Below are 17,230 nucleotides of genomic sequence, written 5' to 3' on the forward strand. Positions count from 1 at the left end.
ACTAATTATGATTATTTTTGCCTTATTGGTAGCCAAAATCTATATTCTACCTGTATTTCTTCCGGATGATCAGCTAAAAACCAATCTTTTCCCAAAATATGCTCTTCCAGATATGTGCGTCCCTCAAAATCTACGTCATAGTTACCCATATTCAACATGCATTCATATATTGTCTGAGATGATTTTTTCATAGATGCACCTATATCTATGGTTCCATCATTGTTGAATTCATTAAGAGCCACGTCTCCCACAAGGAACAGTCCCTTAGGTGCATCTGCTACCTTTGCTCCAAACATGGTACCCTCTCTCCCTTCATCACCGTGCAAAAGCATCATTGCCACATACTCATGGACATCTTCTTCACTACTTTGTGGATGATGCCCGAATGGCGCATAACCAATATACTTTCTAGCTTCATAATCCTTCAGATTTTCAGTGGCCCATTGACGCATCTGATTCCACGCCAAAGTTTCAGGATTTTTACAATTTACCTGAAATGATACCACTTTTAAGTTGTTCATTTCCTCCATGCGGACTAACGGTTTTGAACCTGTCATAATATCGCCTCCATTTATACTTATTTGGAAGGAAATCGGTTGATAGTTCTTTGATATTCCCAACTTTCGAACTACAGTGGGAGGCATGCCATGAAATCCTAAAAATGCCCTGGTGAATGCCTCTGGAGATTCATATCCGTATTTCGCAGCCAAATCTACTACCTTAATACCTGTGCTTTTCAGTTCCTCCGCTGCTAGGGACATTTTTCTGAACCTCACATAATCACTGATTGTCATATCCGTCATAAAGATAAACATCCTTTGAAAACGAGTCAAAGAACAACAAGCAATACGTGCTACTTCATGATAGTTGATTTTCCCCTCTAGATTAGACTCTATATAATTCAAAGCATCATTCATCTTACTTAGCCATTCCATCACTTATTTCCCCTCCATCAATAATATATCACAGCCTTCACAACAATACCTTGCAGAAAAAATCATCTGCTGCAAGACTATAATTACATTATTTTTTACACAAATATATGTTGGCTTCTTCAGCATTAGTAGCCCTATCACCGCTGAAATTTTTAAGTATTTGTATATCTCTAAAGCCTACCTGTTCTAATATTTGCTTTATCTCATAAGAATAATAGTATCTTTGCTTCTCATAAAATTCTTCAACTGTTTCAGCATTAACATCTACAATTACACATTTTTCTATCTTGTAATTATCTTCAGTTACATACTTATCAACAAGAATATACTTATCTCCCTGCATAGTCCATTTATTGATTGGTAATGACTTAGAACTACTTTCCAATGTATAAGGCACATTAAGAATGAAGGAACATCCTTCCTTTATTGCATTTTTAATTTTTTCTAAATGAATATATAACTCTTCGATACTCATATAACCTAAAGTGTGATAAATTGCAATTGCCAAATCAAATTGGTTATTCCAAGTCATATCTTTAGCTAAAACCTTATACACCTGTCCATTTACAGCCTGTACATTTTGTTTTGCTCTCTCATAACTGAAATCGGAAACTTCTGTTCCTACCACATTATATCCTAACTTTCCTAACGCTTGCATATGGTAGCCAAGTCCACAACCAACATCCAAAATACTAGTTTTTCTTGGGTTAAAATTGAATAATTTTACAATTTCATTAACCTCATTGTTAGCTTGTTCTTTACGTTCTGTAGCGTGCTCCCAAAATATCTTATGTGACTCATTATCTTCCCATGAAAAATCATGTTTTATTATTTTCATACTAACCCTTCTTTTCTTATACCTTTTTATATTTTCTTTAATTAATGAGTTTCTAATTGTATGTACTTTATATTAGGTAAAAAAATATCATCTATATTTTAATTTGTAATAACTGTAATTATATCACAATTCAACATTGCTAAATACATTTTTCGCAAAAACTTTCCAAAGACTTCCCATCAACCCTTATTCCTCTATACTCTTGCACAAAATTTTAACCCTAAAAAAAAAAGGACTAAGAGATTTCTCCCTTAATCCTACTTTATACCCTCAATATTCATTCTTCATTTCAACCACTAGATCTACTTGCTATCTCCACAGTATCTCCATCCAATCAATCTAAGCACGTTGCTTTTGCTTTCTGGGAGAATCCTTGAATTAGTAGTACTACTTATTGTGTCATTTTGCTTCTGTGTTCTTCAATGGATTGGTGCATGTTTGTAAAGAATTCACTATATCTAAGAGATGCCTCAAGAATTTTTGTAAACCCTGCTCTGAGTGTAAGTGCAATACTTTGATCTTTATACATAATTTTCTCGCGATTTCTACATAATACTTTTTCTGTAAGCTTTCTAGCTTCCTGCAAATCTGCTAAACCAGAAACCAAAGCGAATTCGTCTCCGCCAATTCTAAACATCAGCATATTATCTTCTATTGCCTCATCAATTCTTTTTGCAGCTTCAATAATTGCTAAATCTCCTGCCTCGGTAGATATATTATTAATAGGCATAAGATTGACAATATCAAAACAAATCACATAAGTGCCTTTCATACTCTTAAAAATTTCATACGCATCAGTTATATCTACTTTTTTTCTTGCCATTTCTTGATCAGCTCCTTCTTCATAATGATAATCTATTTTGGGAAAAATCCCTAAAAATCTCCAATGTTCTTTGTATGATGAAGGTGAATCATTCCATACTTTGCGAAATGCTCTACAAAATACTTCCGGTGAGTTAAACTGGTACTTATATGCAATTTCAATAAATGTCATGTCAGATTTTAAAATATCTTCTGCAGCAAGACGAAATAACTTTTGTAAACTTGAAAGTGACACCCCACAATAATCGGCTATCATCTGACAACTTATTTCCTCACAAATATTATCTTCAATATAATTAATTGCATCGGTTAATATATAAAAATTCCTCACCTCATCACCACCAATAGATCTCTTATCAAAATTAGTAAACCGGCCATTCATTTTGTAATTTAAGTATATCATCCTCCAATTCCATCTTCTTGACTTTTTCAGCATAAAATTATGAATAATGAAAATCCCCTCAAACTAATCAGTTTGAGGGAACATAAAACACACTTCTATATTTACTTAAGACCTTCGAAACCTTTGGTCCTTTTAAGTTGAACAACTGCCTCAGCAGTAGGCTGTTTCTAATCAGACCTCACTTTACTCGTCTTCTTAGGCAGCCCTTGCATGGAACGTACTAATTACTTCCCTGCGTCGCTTTGCTTCTTGACAAGTAAAGTTACGTTCTCAACATGCCCTGTCATTGGGAACATGTCAACTGGTTGTACTTTCTCAGCCTTATATCCAAGTCCATCTAATATATTTAAATCTCTTGCCAAAGTACTTGGGTCACAAGATACATAAACAATTCTCTTAGGTGCTGCTTCTGCTATAGCATGAAGTAGGCTTTCTTCGCAACCTTTTCTAGGCGGATCTACTACTACCACATCCGGCTTTATGCCTTTATTTATAAGTTGAGGTATCACTGTTTCTGATTCACCAACAAAAAACTCAGCATTACTTACATTATTATTTGCAGCATTTTCTTTTGCATTTTCTATGGCTTCAGGTACGATCTCAACTCCATACACTTTTTTGGCTTTTTTAGACAAGAATAGACTTATCGTTCCTGCACCACAGTATGCATCAAATACAATTTCATTACCAGTCAAATCTGTATATTCTAATGCTTTTGAATAAAGTACTTCTGTCTGTACTGGATTCACTTGAAAAAATGATAATGGAGATATATCAAATTTAAATTCACCAATATAGTCACTTATAGTATCCTTACCCCATAAGGTTATACATTGCTGTCCCATTATTACATTGGTTACCTTATTATTTACATTTTGAATTATGCTAGCTAATCCTTCTACATTAGCTTTAAGTTCTTCTATCCATTCTTCTTTATATGGAAGCTTTTCTCCGTTGGTTATAATGACAACCATAACTTCATTTGTGGTAAATCCCTTCCTAATCATTATGTGTCTTAGGATGCCCAAAGGATTATATTCCCCATCTTCAATATATGGTTTAATATGATATTTCTCTATCCACTTTCTTGTTATCTGTAATACCTTATCTCCCACTTCGTCTTGAATGTGGCATTCTTCTACATCAATTATATTATGAGATCTAGCTGCAAAAAAGCCAATCTTTAATTCTCCATTAAAGATTCCAATCGGAAGTTGAACTTTGTTTCTATATCTATATGGATTTTCCATTCCAATTGTATCATTAACTATACTTCCATCTAATTTTCCTATTCGTTCAATGCAATCAATTACTCTATTTTTCTTGAAATTCAATTGATTTTTATAACTAAAATGCTGAAGCTTACAACCTCCGCATCTTTTATAAATTTTACAAATAGGATTACATCTATGCTCTGATTCCTGAACAATATCTATTAATTTTCCATAAGCAAAACTCTTTTTTACCTTTATTATTTTAGCTTTTACTTTTTCTCCAATTAACGCTCCCTCAATAAAAACTGGATATGTACCATCTACTTTGGCAATCCCTTCTCCTTCATATCCTTGGGAAATTATATCTAAAATATATTCTTTATTCTTTTCTAACAAATTTATCTCACCCTTATTATTTTTTTGTTACTTAAATTAAATTCAATTTATTTCAAAAACTGAAAGTAATTTATCTTATATAATAATATCCTGTAGCTAGCATCCATAATACTTCACTTCTTTAAGTAGCAAAGATTGCTAATGAACTTAGATACGTTCAACTATTTAATTATAGAGTAAAAAGGTACAGTAAGCAATGTCATACTGTACCTTTGAATATATATTAATCAATAAAAGTTTCACATTGTGTCCCCTCAGAAGATTTTGTACTGTTTCCACGAATAAATACATTTTCAGCAACACATCTATTCTCTGAATTATATTTACAATGTATAGCACCACACTGTATCTTTGGAGATAGAACAATTTTGGAATTAGTAAATGATTGTGCCACTTCTCCTGCATAATTAGTATTTACTAAATTCATCATGGCATTATGGAAATTTTTATATGCGTAAGTATTACATTTTGTTTCAAAACTAGTATCTGCTCTTTCACCACTTATATCTATAATATTAGCACTACATAAACCATTAATATTATTTACACAATTTTCTGCATTGCACATTAATTCTGTCATAAAAACTCCCTCCTAACGTCAATTATAGTTTGCGTTAAGGTGGTTTTTTTATTCTATACAAAAAAAGGCACCTCTATATTGAGGTGCAAGTAATAGATTAATTTTATAGAATCAGTTGCCATTAATTCTATATTTACATTATTGTCTTACCAACAATGATACTATACATTATATATCAAGATTTAGTTGTACAATTGTTAACTTTTTGTTAATTTTTATTCTCTTGATATTTATATCGATTACATAAATCTTATTATATGAAAAAAAGAGAGGAATTATTCATTCCTCTCTTTCTTAAATGAAAGTTTATTATAAATTATTTATCGTACATCTGTACTATAATATAAAATTATTCTACTACAGTAACCTTCATTAAGTTAGTTGCTCCAACCTTATCAACTGGAACTCCTGCTGCAACTACTACTGTATCTCCAGCATTAACAAGTCCTGCTTCTTTAGCTATTACAACTGATTTTTCCATCATTTCATCTGTTGAAGTAAACTTGTCAGCAACTATTGGTAATACACCCCAAGATATTGCTAACTTCTTAGCAACTCTTTCACATGAAGTTACTGCAACTACTGGACAAGCTGGTCTGCATTGAGATAATCTCTTAGCTGTTGCTCCACTTTGAGTTGAAGCTACTATAGCTGAAGCTTTTAATTCATCAGCAGCATTGCATGCAGCTCTTGAAATAACTCCTTCTATAGCTGGTATATGTTTAGTAGCCTTTGATACTGAAACTTTGTAGCTTAATTGTTTTTCAGTTTCTTCAGCTATTTTAGCCATTGTTTGAACAGCTTCTACTGGGTAAGTTCCGTTAGCACTTTCTCCAGAAAGCATGATTGCATCTGTTCCATCTAATATAGCGTTAGCTACGTCTGAAACTTCTGCTCTTGTTGGTCTTGGGTTTCTGATCATTGAATCTAACATTTGTGTTGCAGTTATAACTGGCTTTCCTACTGCATTACATTTTTGGATCATCATCTTTTGAGCTGCTGGTACTTGTTCTATTGGAATTTCAACACCTAGATCTCCTCTAGCTACCATGATACCATCTGAAACTTCAATGATTGAATCTATGTTATCTACGCCTTCTTGGTTTTCTATCTTAGAGAATATTTGTATATCTTCTCCACCATTTTCAGCTAATACTTTTCTTATTGCTAAAACATCTTCTGCTTTTCTTATGAAAGATGCTGCAACTACATTAACACCCATTTCGCATCCGAATATTAAATCTGACTTATCTTTTTCAGTCATTGCTGGTAATTTAATTGAAACTCCTGGTACGTTAACTCCCTTATGAGTTCCTACTAAACCTGTATTCATAACTAAACATTGAATAGCATTTCCTTCTACTGATTCAACCTTTAATCCTACTAAACCATCATCTATTAATATAGTGTCTCCTGGTTTAACGTCTTTAGCTAAGTTAGCATAAGTTACTGAACATTTAGTTGTATCTCCAATAACATCTTCTGCTCCTGCATAAATTGTAAACTTTGAACCTAAAGTTAATTCAACTTTGTTTGGCTCGAATTTACCTGTTCTTATTTCTGGTCCCTTAGTATCTAAAACTACAGCTATTTCTTTATTGTATTCTTTAGCTAATTTCTTTACTAATTCAATTCTTCCTCTATGTTCTTCATGATCTCCATGAGAGAAGTTGTGTCTTGAAGCGTTCATACCTGCTTCGATTATTTTTGATAATATTTCTGGATTTTCACTAGCTGGTCCAATTGTACAAACCATTTTTGTCTTTCTCATTTGACTTACACTCCTTATTCTTCTTTTTTGTAACCCCAAATTATATAAATAATTTAAAAGTATAACTATATTAAAATTAAAATAAAATTAAGCTAATTTATAATTAATATGAAAGTGCTTTTGCTATTTCATATAATTTGTCATCAAATTTTCTTTCCATTGCTAAAGCTTCATCTATATCATCATCAACAACTTCGTTATTTCTGATACCTACTACTCTGCAAGTTTTTTCTTCCATTAAAAGTTCAACAGCTCTTGCACCTAATCTTGATGCTAAAACTCTATCACTTGCTGTAGGACTTCCACCTCTTTGAATATGACCAAGAATTGTTGCTCTTGTTTCTATGCCTGTTACACTTTCGATATATTTAGCTAGTTCATTTGAACCACCAATACCTTCTGCAACTAAAACTAAATTGTGCATTTTGCCATTAGCTTTTCCTTCTAGAATCACTCTACAAAGATCATCCTTATCATAACCTTTTTCAGGAACAATTATTGATTCAGCTCCTCCTGCTATACCTGCGTATAGAGCAAGATCTCCACAATCTCTTCCCATAATTTCAACTACAGACACTCTTTCATGTGATGTTGAAGTATCTCTTAATTTATTTATTGCATCTAAAGCTGTATTTAATGCAGTATCAAATCCAATAGTATAATCTGTGTAAGCTAAATCATTATCGATTGTTCCTGGTAAACCTATTGTTTTTACACCAAGCTTTGACAAAAGCTTAGCACCCATAAATGATCCATCTCCACCAATTACTACTAGAGCATCTACTCCATAAGCTTTAAGTATATTAGCAGCTTTTATTCTTGTCTCTTCTTGTTTAAACTCAAGACATCTGGCAGTTCTTAAAATAGTACCACCTCTTTGGATGATATCTGAAACACTACTTCTGTCCATTTTGAACAATTCTCCATTAACTAGTCCAGCATATCCTCTTTGTACACCCATAACCTCTAGACCATTATGAAGAGCCATTCTTACAACTGCTCTAATTGCAGCATTCATTCCTGGTGCATCTCCACCACTTGTTAAAACGGCGATCTTTTTCATATATATATCCTCCTCCACGCTACAGGGTCTATTGTCGTCCCATGTATAGTGATTTCTACCCACTTTGTACTAACATATAAATTTTACAAAAAGAATTGAACTTTTTCAACCTATTTCGCCTTGAAATATAAAATAAATAATTTTTTTATCATTTGCTACTAAATATTATGGCCTATTTTAGATTTTAATATTACTTTATTCAAAATATACACAAACATTTTGTAACACTTACTTTCCTATTTTACCATTTCGACAGCAAAATTACTATAATAATTATTTCACTATTTTTATCTGGATTAATTTACATTAAATTGCTATTATTTTTCAACAATTTTCACGTTATTTTCTCCAAATTTACCTCTTAACATTTCCATTACTTCTTCATCTAAACGCACCCACATATCATGATTCATTCTAAAAGTCTTTTTTTCTTTCTCTGCATAAATGTATATAGGAGTCTCTCCTTTATACAAAGTAAGTAAAACTTTCAATAACGGGATACTCTTCTGGGCTATTTCTGTATTTTCTACTCTTAGGTACAGTTTAGAATTATCTACTTTTTCTAGAGGCATAATATCCTCACATAAAATCTTAGGTTCTTCATCTTCTCTTATGCTCACCCTACCTCTTATTACAACTAACTCATCCTCATTTATAAGAGAACTTACTTTATGCATAGTCTTTGGGAACACAATAACTTCTATAATCCCAGTTAAATCCTCTAAAGATACAAAGGCCATGATGTCATTATTTCTAGTTACCTTCCTACTAACTGAAGATATTATTCCGCCAATCAATACTCTTTCCCCATCTCTTACAGTATCTAAGTCCATTTCTTGTAGTTGTTGAAATTCATTTTCCTCTACTTCATTCAATGAAGACTCTACAGCTAGTATTTTCTCAATCTCTATACTTGTTTGTTCTTTTAGACTCTGCTCATATTCATCTAAAGGATGCCCACTCAAATATAATCCAGTCATCTCTTTTTCAATAGCTAACAAATTTTTCTTATTGAACTCTTTTATATTTGGATAATCTAATTTAGGCTGTTCTAAAACATTCCCCATTTCCTCTCCAAACAAACTGATTTGACCTTCAATATTCTTTTTCCTTTGATTGTTAACACCATCTAGTAATTTTTCATGTACTGCTAAAAGCTTTGATCTAAAAATTCCAAATTGATCAAAAGCACCTACTTTTATTAAACTTTCAAGAGCTCTTTTATTTATTACTGCTGTATCTACTTTGTAGCAAAAGTCTTGCAAGTCATTAAACTTCCCTTTTTCATTCCTACTTTTTACTATACTTTCAACTACATTTCCCCCTACATTTTTAACTGCTGCCAAACCAAACCTTATTGTATCTCCATCAACTGTAAATCTTGAATAACTCTCATTTATATCTGGAGGCAATACCTTTATACCTGATTTTTCTGCAAATCTGATGTAAAATGCAACCTTGTCACTACTTCCCATCACAGAATTCAGCATAGCTGCAATATATTCTACAGGATAATATCTCATTAAGTAAGCTGTTTGAAACCCTACTACTGCATAAGCTGCTGCATGTGACTTATTAAAAGCATAAGAAGCAAAATCCATCATTTGATCAAATATTTTATTTCCAGCCTCTTCTGATATTCCATTTCTTATACACCCTGGAACTGTCACAACTCCATTTTCATCTTCTATACCAAATACAAAGTTCTTTCTTTCCTGCTCCATAACAGAATGTTTTTTCTTTGACATAGCTCTTCTTACTAAGTCTGAACGTCCCAAGGAATAACCTGCAAGATCTCTAACAATCTGCATTACTTGCTCCTGATATACCATTACTCCATAGGTAACATTTAAAATTGGTTCAAGCTCTGGAGTTATATATTCAATCTTATCTGGATTATTTTTGTTTTGTATATATCTAGGTATCTCTGCCATTGGACCTGGTCGATAAAGAGATATACCTGCTATAATATCCTCAATAGAGTCTGGTTTCAATTCTTTCATGAACGAAGTAATCCCTGCAGATTCAAGTTGGAATACACCTACAGTTTCCCCATCTCCAATCATTTTGTAAACAGTGCTATCGTTAAAATCTATTTTATCTAAATCTATATCTATACCTTTATTAACTTTTATCATATCAACAGCATCTTTTAATACTGTTAAAGTACGTAACCCAAGAAAGTCCATCTTTAATAAGCCTAGCTCTTCTAAAGTTGTCATATCAAATTGGGTTACTATATTATCCTCATTCCTTTGTAAAGGTACATATTCTACTAAAGGCCTTGATGCTATAACAACCCCTGCTGCATGTGTAGAAGAATGCCTTGGGAGCCCTTCAAGACTCTTACTTATATCTATTAGTTCTTTGACTCTTTCATCGGAATCATAGAATGCCTTAAGTTCTGGGTTAAGATCTAATGCCTTTTCTATGGTCACCCCAAGTACAGAAGGGATCATTTTAGCTACTTTATCTACTTCTGCATAAGAATAGTTCATAGCTCTTCCTACATCCCTTATACACATCCTAGCAGCCATAGTTCCAAAAGTAATAATTTGAGATACATTGCTACTTCCATATCTTCTAACAACATAATCTATTACTTCTTGCCTTCTCTCATAGCAGAAATCAGAATCTATATCTGGCATACTTACTCTCTCTGGATTCAAAAACCTCTCAAAAATAAGGCCATACTTTATTGGATCTATTTTTGTTATGCCTAAGGTATATGCCACTATTGACCCTGCACCAGAACCTCTTCCTGGACCTGTAGGTATTCCGTTATCATTAGCAAATTTAATAAAGTCCCAAACTATTAAGAAATAGTCTACATATCCCATTTGGTTAATGACTCCCAACTCATAGTTTAGTCTGTCAGTATAAAGTTTTGCTTCTTCACTTGTTTCTGATACTTTTAAAATATTATCTATATTAAACTCAATATTTCTAACTTCTTCAAAGACATCATATCTTTCGATCATCCCTTTAAAGCACAATTCTGCCAAATATCCAAAAGGAGTAACCCCTTCTGGCAAAGGGAATCTAGGTAACTTTGAAACATGAAATTCATAATCAAAGTTACATTTTTCTGCAATCTTAACTGTATTCTCTAAAGCCTCAGGCACATAAGAGAACAGTTCCCACATCTCCTCTTTTGACTTTAAATAAAATTGATCTGAAGGATATCTCATTCTCTTCTCTTCATCTACTGTTTTTCCTGTTTGAATGCATAAAAGAATGTCATGCGCTTTAGCATCTTTCTGCTCTATATAATGCACATCATTAGTAGCAACTAAAGGTATATCTAATTCCTTTGCCATTTCAATTAGAATTCCATTTACTTTTCTTTCTTCATCCATACCATGATATTGCAACTCTAAGTAAAAATCTTCTTTAAATATCTTTTTATAAAATAATGCTGTTTCTTTTGCCTTATCAATTTGACCATTAAGTGTTAATGATTGCACTTCCCCTCCAAGGCAAGCACTTAATGCTACTAATCCTTCACAATTATTCTTTAAAAACTCATGATCAACTCTTGGCTTATAATAGAATCCATCAATAGATGCTGAAGACACTATATTCATTAAATTTTTATATCCAGTCTCATTTTTCACCAATAAAACTAAATGATATGTACCGTTGCCATCCTCATTATTCTTAAGCTTCATAGACTTAGGCGCAACGTACACCTCGCAACCTAAAATAGGTTTTATGCCAGCATCCTTTGCAGCTTTATAAAGCTCCACACATCCATACATAACTCCATGATCTGAAATTCCTATACTATGCATATTTAATTCTTTTGCTTTTTGTATTATATTTTTAATCTTTGCAGATCCATCAAGCAAGCTATACCCTGTATGTAAGTGTAAATGTACAAAATCTCTATTCTCCAAAAAAATCACTTCCTCTCTAGAAAAAGTTCTATCCCTATTATACCCTTAAAATAAGGTATGAACAATGAACATTGTAAAAAGTCCTAGAGAAGCTGTTACTCTCTAGGACTTTATATTATAAAATTTATTTTTTGTTAAATTATTTTAGAATTTAAACACATTAACCTGCTTTTTAAGTTCATCAGCCATACTATCTAATGTTTCTGCAGATGCAGCCATTTCTTGTGCTGATGCATTAAGTTCTTGTGTTGAGGCTGTAATTTCCTCAGTTGAAGCAGCTATTTCTTCTGAAATCCCTGAAACTGTTTCTACCTTTTCTAAAATTAAATTCTTTTCTTTATCAATTCCTACTACAGATTTACTAATTGATTCAATTTTAGGAGTTACATCTTTTATACTGTTGTTTATATTATCAAATATACCTAAAGATTCTCTCAAAATAGCACTTTGGTCTTTAATTTCTGTATGCATAGTTTCTGATTGATTCTTCATTTGAGTAGCATTTTCTAAAATACCATTCCCTATGTTCTTTATGTTAGAACTTGCTTCCTTACTCTGTTCTGCAAGTCTTCTTACTTCTTCTGCCACTACTGCAAATCCTCTACCTGCTTCTCCAGCACTAGCAGCTTCTATAGCTGCATTAAGTGCTAAAAGATTTGTTTGTTCAGAAATATCATTTATTAAATTAATTATATCATTAACTTGTTTAACATTTTCCATTGTGGCTTGTACTTTATGTTCAAACTCTTTAAAGTTATCTATTAAATTATTAAATACATCCACTACCTGTTTTATAGATACCTTACTCTTATTACTTTCATCTTCTACTCCACTAGATAGTTCAGATATATTCTTAAAATCTTTAGTTATATCATCAAGATGCTTTCCAAAGTTCTCTAACGCTGTTACTATAACAGTTAGTTCTTCCGCTTGTTTCACTGATCCATTACTAATTTCAGTCATTGAATTAGAAATATTCTCTGCTGATATTGAGAATTGTTGAGTTACTGAGTTTAAATCACTTGATGATTTGTAAACATCTTCACTACTTTGATTAATGCCCTTAATTGTATTAATCATATTGTCTCTAGTGTGGTTTATATCTTTAATTAGTCTTGCAAAATCATTATCCTTTTGTGCAACCTTTTCCAATGTTGCTGTAACATCATTGTTAGAACTTAAGTCACCTTCTGCCATACGTTTAGCTAGCTGCGCAATATGCTTTACATTCCTAGTTAAAAATAAATTAATTGATACAGTCACCAAACTTAATAATATTATTATAACAATTGTTTCTGTTATAAATAGACCTTTTAATCCAGTAGCTTCTTTTACTGTGCTTACAGCTACAGTATATGTAACAAAGCTTGCAATTCCAACAGCTATTGTGATTGACCCTATAATTAGAAGTAGCATTTGAATAATTAACTTTGATTTCTTTTTCTCCTTCATTTTCTTCCCCCATCCCAACATATTTTTTTATAATTAACTATATTTTAGCACGAAAATGCATAAATTGTATATTTATTTAATATATACTATAAGAAATGTATTAAGACGTATTAAAAGGAAGAAAACTCATCAAATCTTCTTCCTTTTAATAACTTTTTCTCTGCAATAACTAAATTTTAAACAAAATCCACAGTTTTAGATACCTCTAATAATGGTTTTAGATTTTTTAACACTTCATTAACATGATAATCAGATACTGCATATATCTCATAATCTTCTTTAGAATCAAATCGTGTAATTAATGCTATATCAAAACTCCTATCATTTTTTACGACATCAACTCCAACTTCTAGCTGCTTAAGTTGTGGAATTTTTCCTTCCATGCTATTTAAAATACCACTTGCTTTTTTTAAATTATCTTCTGTTGCTTCTTTTAATTTAAAAAACACTATGTGCGTAAACATCCTATCTCACCTTCCTTTCTTACATTCTTTAACTGCTTATATATTCTCTTCATGTTTTAATTCATTTGCTATCTTTTCTATCTTTCTCAACCTATGATTTATTCCTGATTTACCTACTGGCGGATTTAACATCTCTCCTAGTTCTTTCAAGGATTCATCTGGATATTCTAATCTTAATTCAGCAACTTCTCTAAGATTCTGCGGAAGCCTCGAAAGACCAATTTCTCTTTGAATAAGTTTTATGCTCTCCACTTGCCTTACAGCTGCATTTACAGTTTTACTTAAATTAGCAGTTTCACAGTTTACCAATCTATTTACATTATTCCTCATTTCTTTCATTATTCTTATATTCTCCAACTCTAATAAAGAAGAATGCGCTCCAATTATATTAAGCAAATCTACTATTTGCTCACCTTCCTTTATATAGACAATATAAGAACTTTTTCTTTGTATGACTTTAGAATTCAATCCAAATTTATTAATAAGTTTACATAAATCCTCGGCATATTCTACACTATGTGTTACAAATTCTAGATGGTAAGTTTTTTCTGGATTACTTATGCTGGCACCACCTAAAAAAGAACCTCTAATATATGCCCTTGCTGCTTCATCTGTACTAACCATACTATCATCAATTGCATAATCTAAAGACATTAATCCATTGACTTCCTTAAGTATGCCTGTTTCATTTAATAACTCCTTAACTCCCATCTCTTCTGTTATAAGAACCATATATATATTATTCTTTTTTAAAGAGTTACTTCTCTTTACCATAAGCTTTGAATGTATGCCAAAATGATCTTTTAGTAATGTAAATACTAATCTGGCCAAAGCAGGATTTTCAGTTGTTACTCTAAAACTTAATTGTCTTCCGCTAAATGCCAAAGTACCACTCACCTTCATTATTGCTGATAACTCAGCTAGAGCTTCTTCCTTTGGCATATCTACATATCTACATATTTCTCCTTTTACTTTTGATGAAAAAGACATGGTAATTCCTCGCAATTCTATTTTTCTTTCTGTTTTATTCTTTGTGACAAATACATATATTCTAGTATTTTCTTTCTATCATAAAGCAATTTCTTTTCCATAATTGTTTGTATCAACACCTCTGCCAGGTGTTCTGAATTATGTCTAACTAGTCCATTTTTAAACTTAACTAAATTAGCTTTTACAACTTGAACCCCTAGTTTCTCTACAGCTTCAACATCTAAGTCTACTGGAGTTGAACCATCATCTGCATATTTATTATTGTTTTCCAACGATTGTTTATCTGCATTAGCTATAACAAAATCAACTATATCTTTGCCACCATATTTCTTCAAAATCTTAATATGATCTGATACTTTGAATCCATCTGTTTCTCCAGGCTGAGTCATTATATTAGATATATATATCTTTAATGCATCACTTTTTCTAACACTAGCAGCTATATCTTTCACCAATATATTAGGGAGTACACTAGTATACAAACTTCCCGGTCCCATAACAATGGCATCTGCTTCCTTGATAGCTTGAATTGCTTCAAGTACTGGTTTTGCATCTTCTGGCAATACCATTAACTTTTTTATCTTGCTTTTCTGCTTTAGAGCCTCTTCAGGTATATATGATTCCCCTTCTACAATATTTCCATTCTCTAATTCAGCTTTTAATTTCATATTTTCCAACGTTACTGGTAATACTTTACCCGTAACGGCTAAAACAGATCCCATCTTTTGCACTGCACTTTCAAAACTGTCTGATATTCCATCCATAGCCGCTAAGAATAAGTTTCCAAAACTTTGATTCTTCAGTTTCCCGTCAGTAAATCTATATTGTAGTAACTCATCCATTAATGGTTCTGTATCTGCAAGTGCTAAAATACAGTTTCTTATGTCACCAGGTGGCAATATTCCAAGATCTTCTCTTAAATCTCCAGATCCACCACCATCATCTGCTACTGTTACTATGGCAGTTATATTAGAAGTATAATATTTTAATCCCCTCAACATTGTTGATAATCCAGTTCCTCCACCAATTACAACAATCTTAGGCCCTTTTACAAGCAATCTTTTTTCATATATTAAGTTTTCCATTTTTTTATTATCTAAAGATAATTTTATATAACCTTTATTTATAAGTGCTATTACAGATTTTATTCCCTCCGTTACTGAAACATATATTACTAACACTCCAGTAACATTGAGGAATAAATAAAATAGTTTATAGGAAAAATAATATACCCTATGAACTACAAGTTCATTCAGTCCAAATGCTATCATTAATACACCTAATATAGCATATACTATCCACCTCTTAACCTTTATTCCTGGCTTAAGCCAATCAATTAACCTCATAACTTTCTTCCACCTCTATTAACATCCTCGTTAACGTCTCTATGATCTATACTTACATTATATTCTGTGGAATTAAACAGTTCATATACTGCATTTGCAATTGCTACAGATCTATGTCTTCCACCAGTACATCCTATAGCAATAATAAGTTGTCTTTTTCCTTCCTTAACATAGTTAGGTATTAAAAACTTTAACATATCTTGTAACCTATTCAAAAATTCCTCAGTTTCATTTTGACCCAAAACATAATTTCTTACAGGCTCATCATTACCAGAGAATGGTTTTAATTCATCTATATAAAATGGGTTTGGAATAAATCTAACATCAAATACTAAATCCGCATCTGTAGGTATTCCATACTTAAATCCAAAAGAAACCACTGTTAAATTAAGCTGTTGGGCCATAACCTTCCCATCTCCATAAAGGGTATTCATTTTTTCCCTTAAATCTTTAATTGCATACTTTGATGTATCAATAATATTATCAGCCCTATTTTTAAGTTCTCTTAACTTCTTACGTTCTTCTTCAATTCCTGTTATTACTCTTCCCTCTGGTGATAACGGATGACTTCTTCTTGATTCCTTAAATCTCTTTACAAGAACCTCATCTGTTGCTTCCAAAAATAATATTTCATAGGTGAAACTATTTTCTTTAAGTTCTAATAAGCTTTCAAATAAATCATCAAAGAAAACTCCACCTCTAATATCTATAACTAAAGCCACTTTATCAATTTTACCATCACTTTGCATACATGCCTCTGCAAATTTAGATATTAACTTTGGAGGTAAATTGTCTACACAAAAATATCCTAAATCTTCTAGGCTTCTTGTTGCCTGAGTTTTTCCTGCTCCTGATAATCCTGTTACTATTACAAATCTCATATTTTAACCCCCTCTGACATTTACATTTCAGTTTATATTATTATTATATCAATATAAATTAATAATTCACAGTGTGCAATAAGTATTTCAATACAATTTAGTGTAATTTATATAAATGTACTAATTTACTTATTGTAATATTCTTCAATATATGTATAAAGCATCTTGAAAAAATA

13 protein-coding genes are annotated in these 17,230 nt (G+C 31.9%); all 13 read right to left on the reverse strand.

Annotation, left to right across the window (positions count from 1 at the left end; genetic code table 11):
* Positions 1-11: 11 nt before the first annotated feature.
* Positions 12-935, reverse strand: a complete 924-nt coding sequence (locus OCU47_RS16465) for a helix-turn-helix domain-containing protein (protein WP_261830648.1) — start codon at positions 933-935, stop codon at positions 12-14.
* A gap of 88 nt (positions 936-1,023) precedes the next feature.
* Entirely contained in the window at positions 1,024-1,773 is a 750-nt protein-coding gene (locus tag OCU47_RS16470; RefSeq protein WP_261829700.1) for a class I SAM-dependent methyltransferase, read from the reverse strand.
* Between the two features lie 391 nt (positions 1,774-2,164).
* A complete protein-coding gene (locus OCU47_RS16475; protein WP_261829701.1) occupies positions 2,165-2,998 on the reverse strand; it encodes a diguanylate cyclase domain-containing protein in 834 nt (277 codons plus the stop codon).
* Positions 2,999-3,222: 224 nt separating this feature from the next.
* Positions 3,223-4,608 carry a 23S rRNA (uracil(1939)-C(5))-methyltransferase RlmD gene (gene rlmD, locus OCU47_RS16480; RefSeq protein ID WP_261829702.1) on the reverse strand — a complete coding sequence of 462 codons (1,386 nt, stop codon included), beginning with the start codon at positions 4,606-4,608 and terminating at the stop codon, positions 3,223-3,225.
* 223 nt (positions 4,609-4,831) lie between these two features.
* Positions 4,832-5,188 carry a DUF1540 domain-containing protein gene (locus OCU47_RS16485; protein ID WP_261829703.1) on the reverse strand — a complete coding sequence of 119 codons (357 nt, stop codon included), beginning with the start codon at positions 5,186-5,188 and terminating at the stop codon, positions 4,832-4,834.
* A 349-nt stretch (positions 5,189-5,537) separates the two neighbouring features.
* Complete coding sequence (pyk, locus tag OCU47_RS16490) at positions 5,538-6,959, reverse strand: pyruvate kinase (protein WP_261829704.1); 1,422 nt, start codon at positions 6,957-6,959, stop codon at positions 5,538-5,540.
* A 103-nt stretch (positions 6,960-7,062) separates the two neighbouring features.
* Positions 7,063-8,022: a 6-phosphofructokinase gene (gene pfkA, locus OCU47_RS16495; protein WP_261829705.1), complete on the reverse strand. Its 960-nt coding sequence runs from the start codon at positions 8,020-8,022 to the stop codon at positions 7,063-7,065.
* Between the two features lie 317 nt (positions 8,023-8,339).
* Positions 8,340-11,921, reverse strand: a complete 3,582-nt coding sequence (locus OCU47_RS16500) for a DNA polymerase III subunit alpha (RefSeq protein WP_261829706.1) — start codon at positions 11,919-11,921, stop codon at positions 8,340-8,342.
* Between the two features lie 144 nt (positions 11,922-12,065).
* Positions 12,066-13,373 (reverse strand): methyl-accepting chemotaxis protein, encoded by a 1,308-nt coding sequence (locus OCU47_RS16505; RefSeq protein WP_261829707.1) that lies wholly within the window; start codon positions 13,371-13,373, stop codon positions 12,066-12,068.
* A 176-nt stretch (positions 13,374-13,549) separates the two neighbouring features.
* Positions 13,550-13,837 carry a Dabb family protein gene (locus OCU47_RS16510; RefSeq protein ID WP_261829708.1) on the reverse strand — a complete coding sequence of 96 codons (288 nt, stop codon included), beginning with the start codon at positions 13,835-13,837 and terminating at the stop codon, positions 13,550-13,552.
* A gap of 36 nt (positions 13,838-13,873) precedes the next feature.
* A complete protein-coding gene (whiA, locus tag OCU47_RS16515) occupies positions 13,874-14,827 on the reverse strand; it encodes a DNA-binding protein WhiA (protein ID WP_261829709.1) in 954 nt (317 codons plus the stop codon).
* 17 nt (positions 14,828-14,844) lie between these two features.
* A complete protein-coding gene (locus tag OCU47_RS16520) occupies positions 14,845-16,173 on the reverse strand; it encodes a gluconeogenesis factor YvcK family protein (protein ID WP_261829710.1) in 1,329 nt (442 codons plus the stop codon).
* A complete protein-coding gene (gene rapZ, locus OCU47_RS16525; protein ID WP_261829711.1) occupies positions 16,170-17,054 on the reverse strand; it encodes an RNase adapter RapZ in 885 nt (294 codons plus the stop codon). The genes OCU47_RS16520 and rapZ overlap by 4 nt, the downstream gene beginning before the upstream one ends.
* Positions 17,055-17,230 lie beyond the last annotated feature (176 nt).

Source organism: Clostridium sp. TW13, from assembly GCF_024345225.1.
Classification (GTDB): Bacteria; Bacillota; Clostridia; order Clostridiales; family Clostridiaceae; genus Inconstantimicrobium; species Inconstantimicrobium mannanitabidum.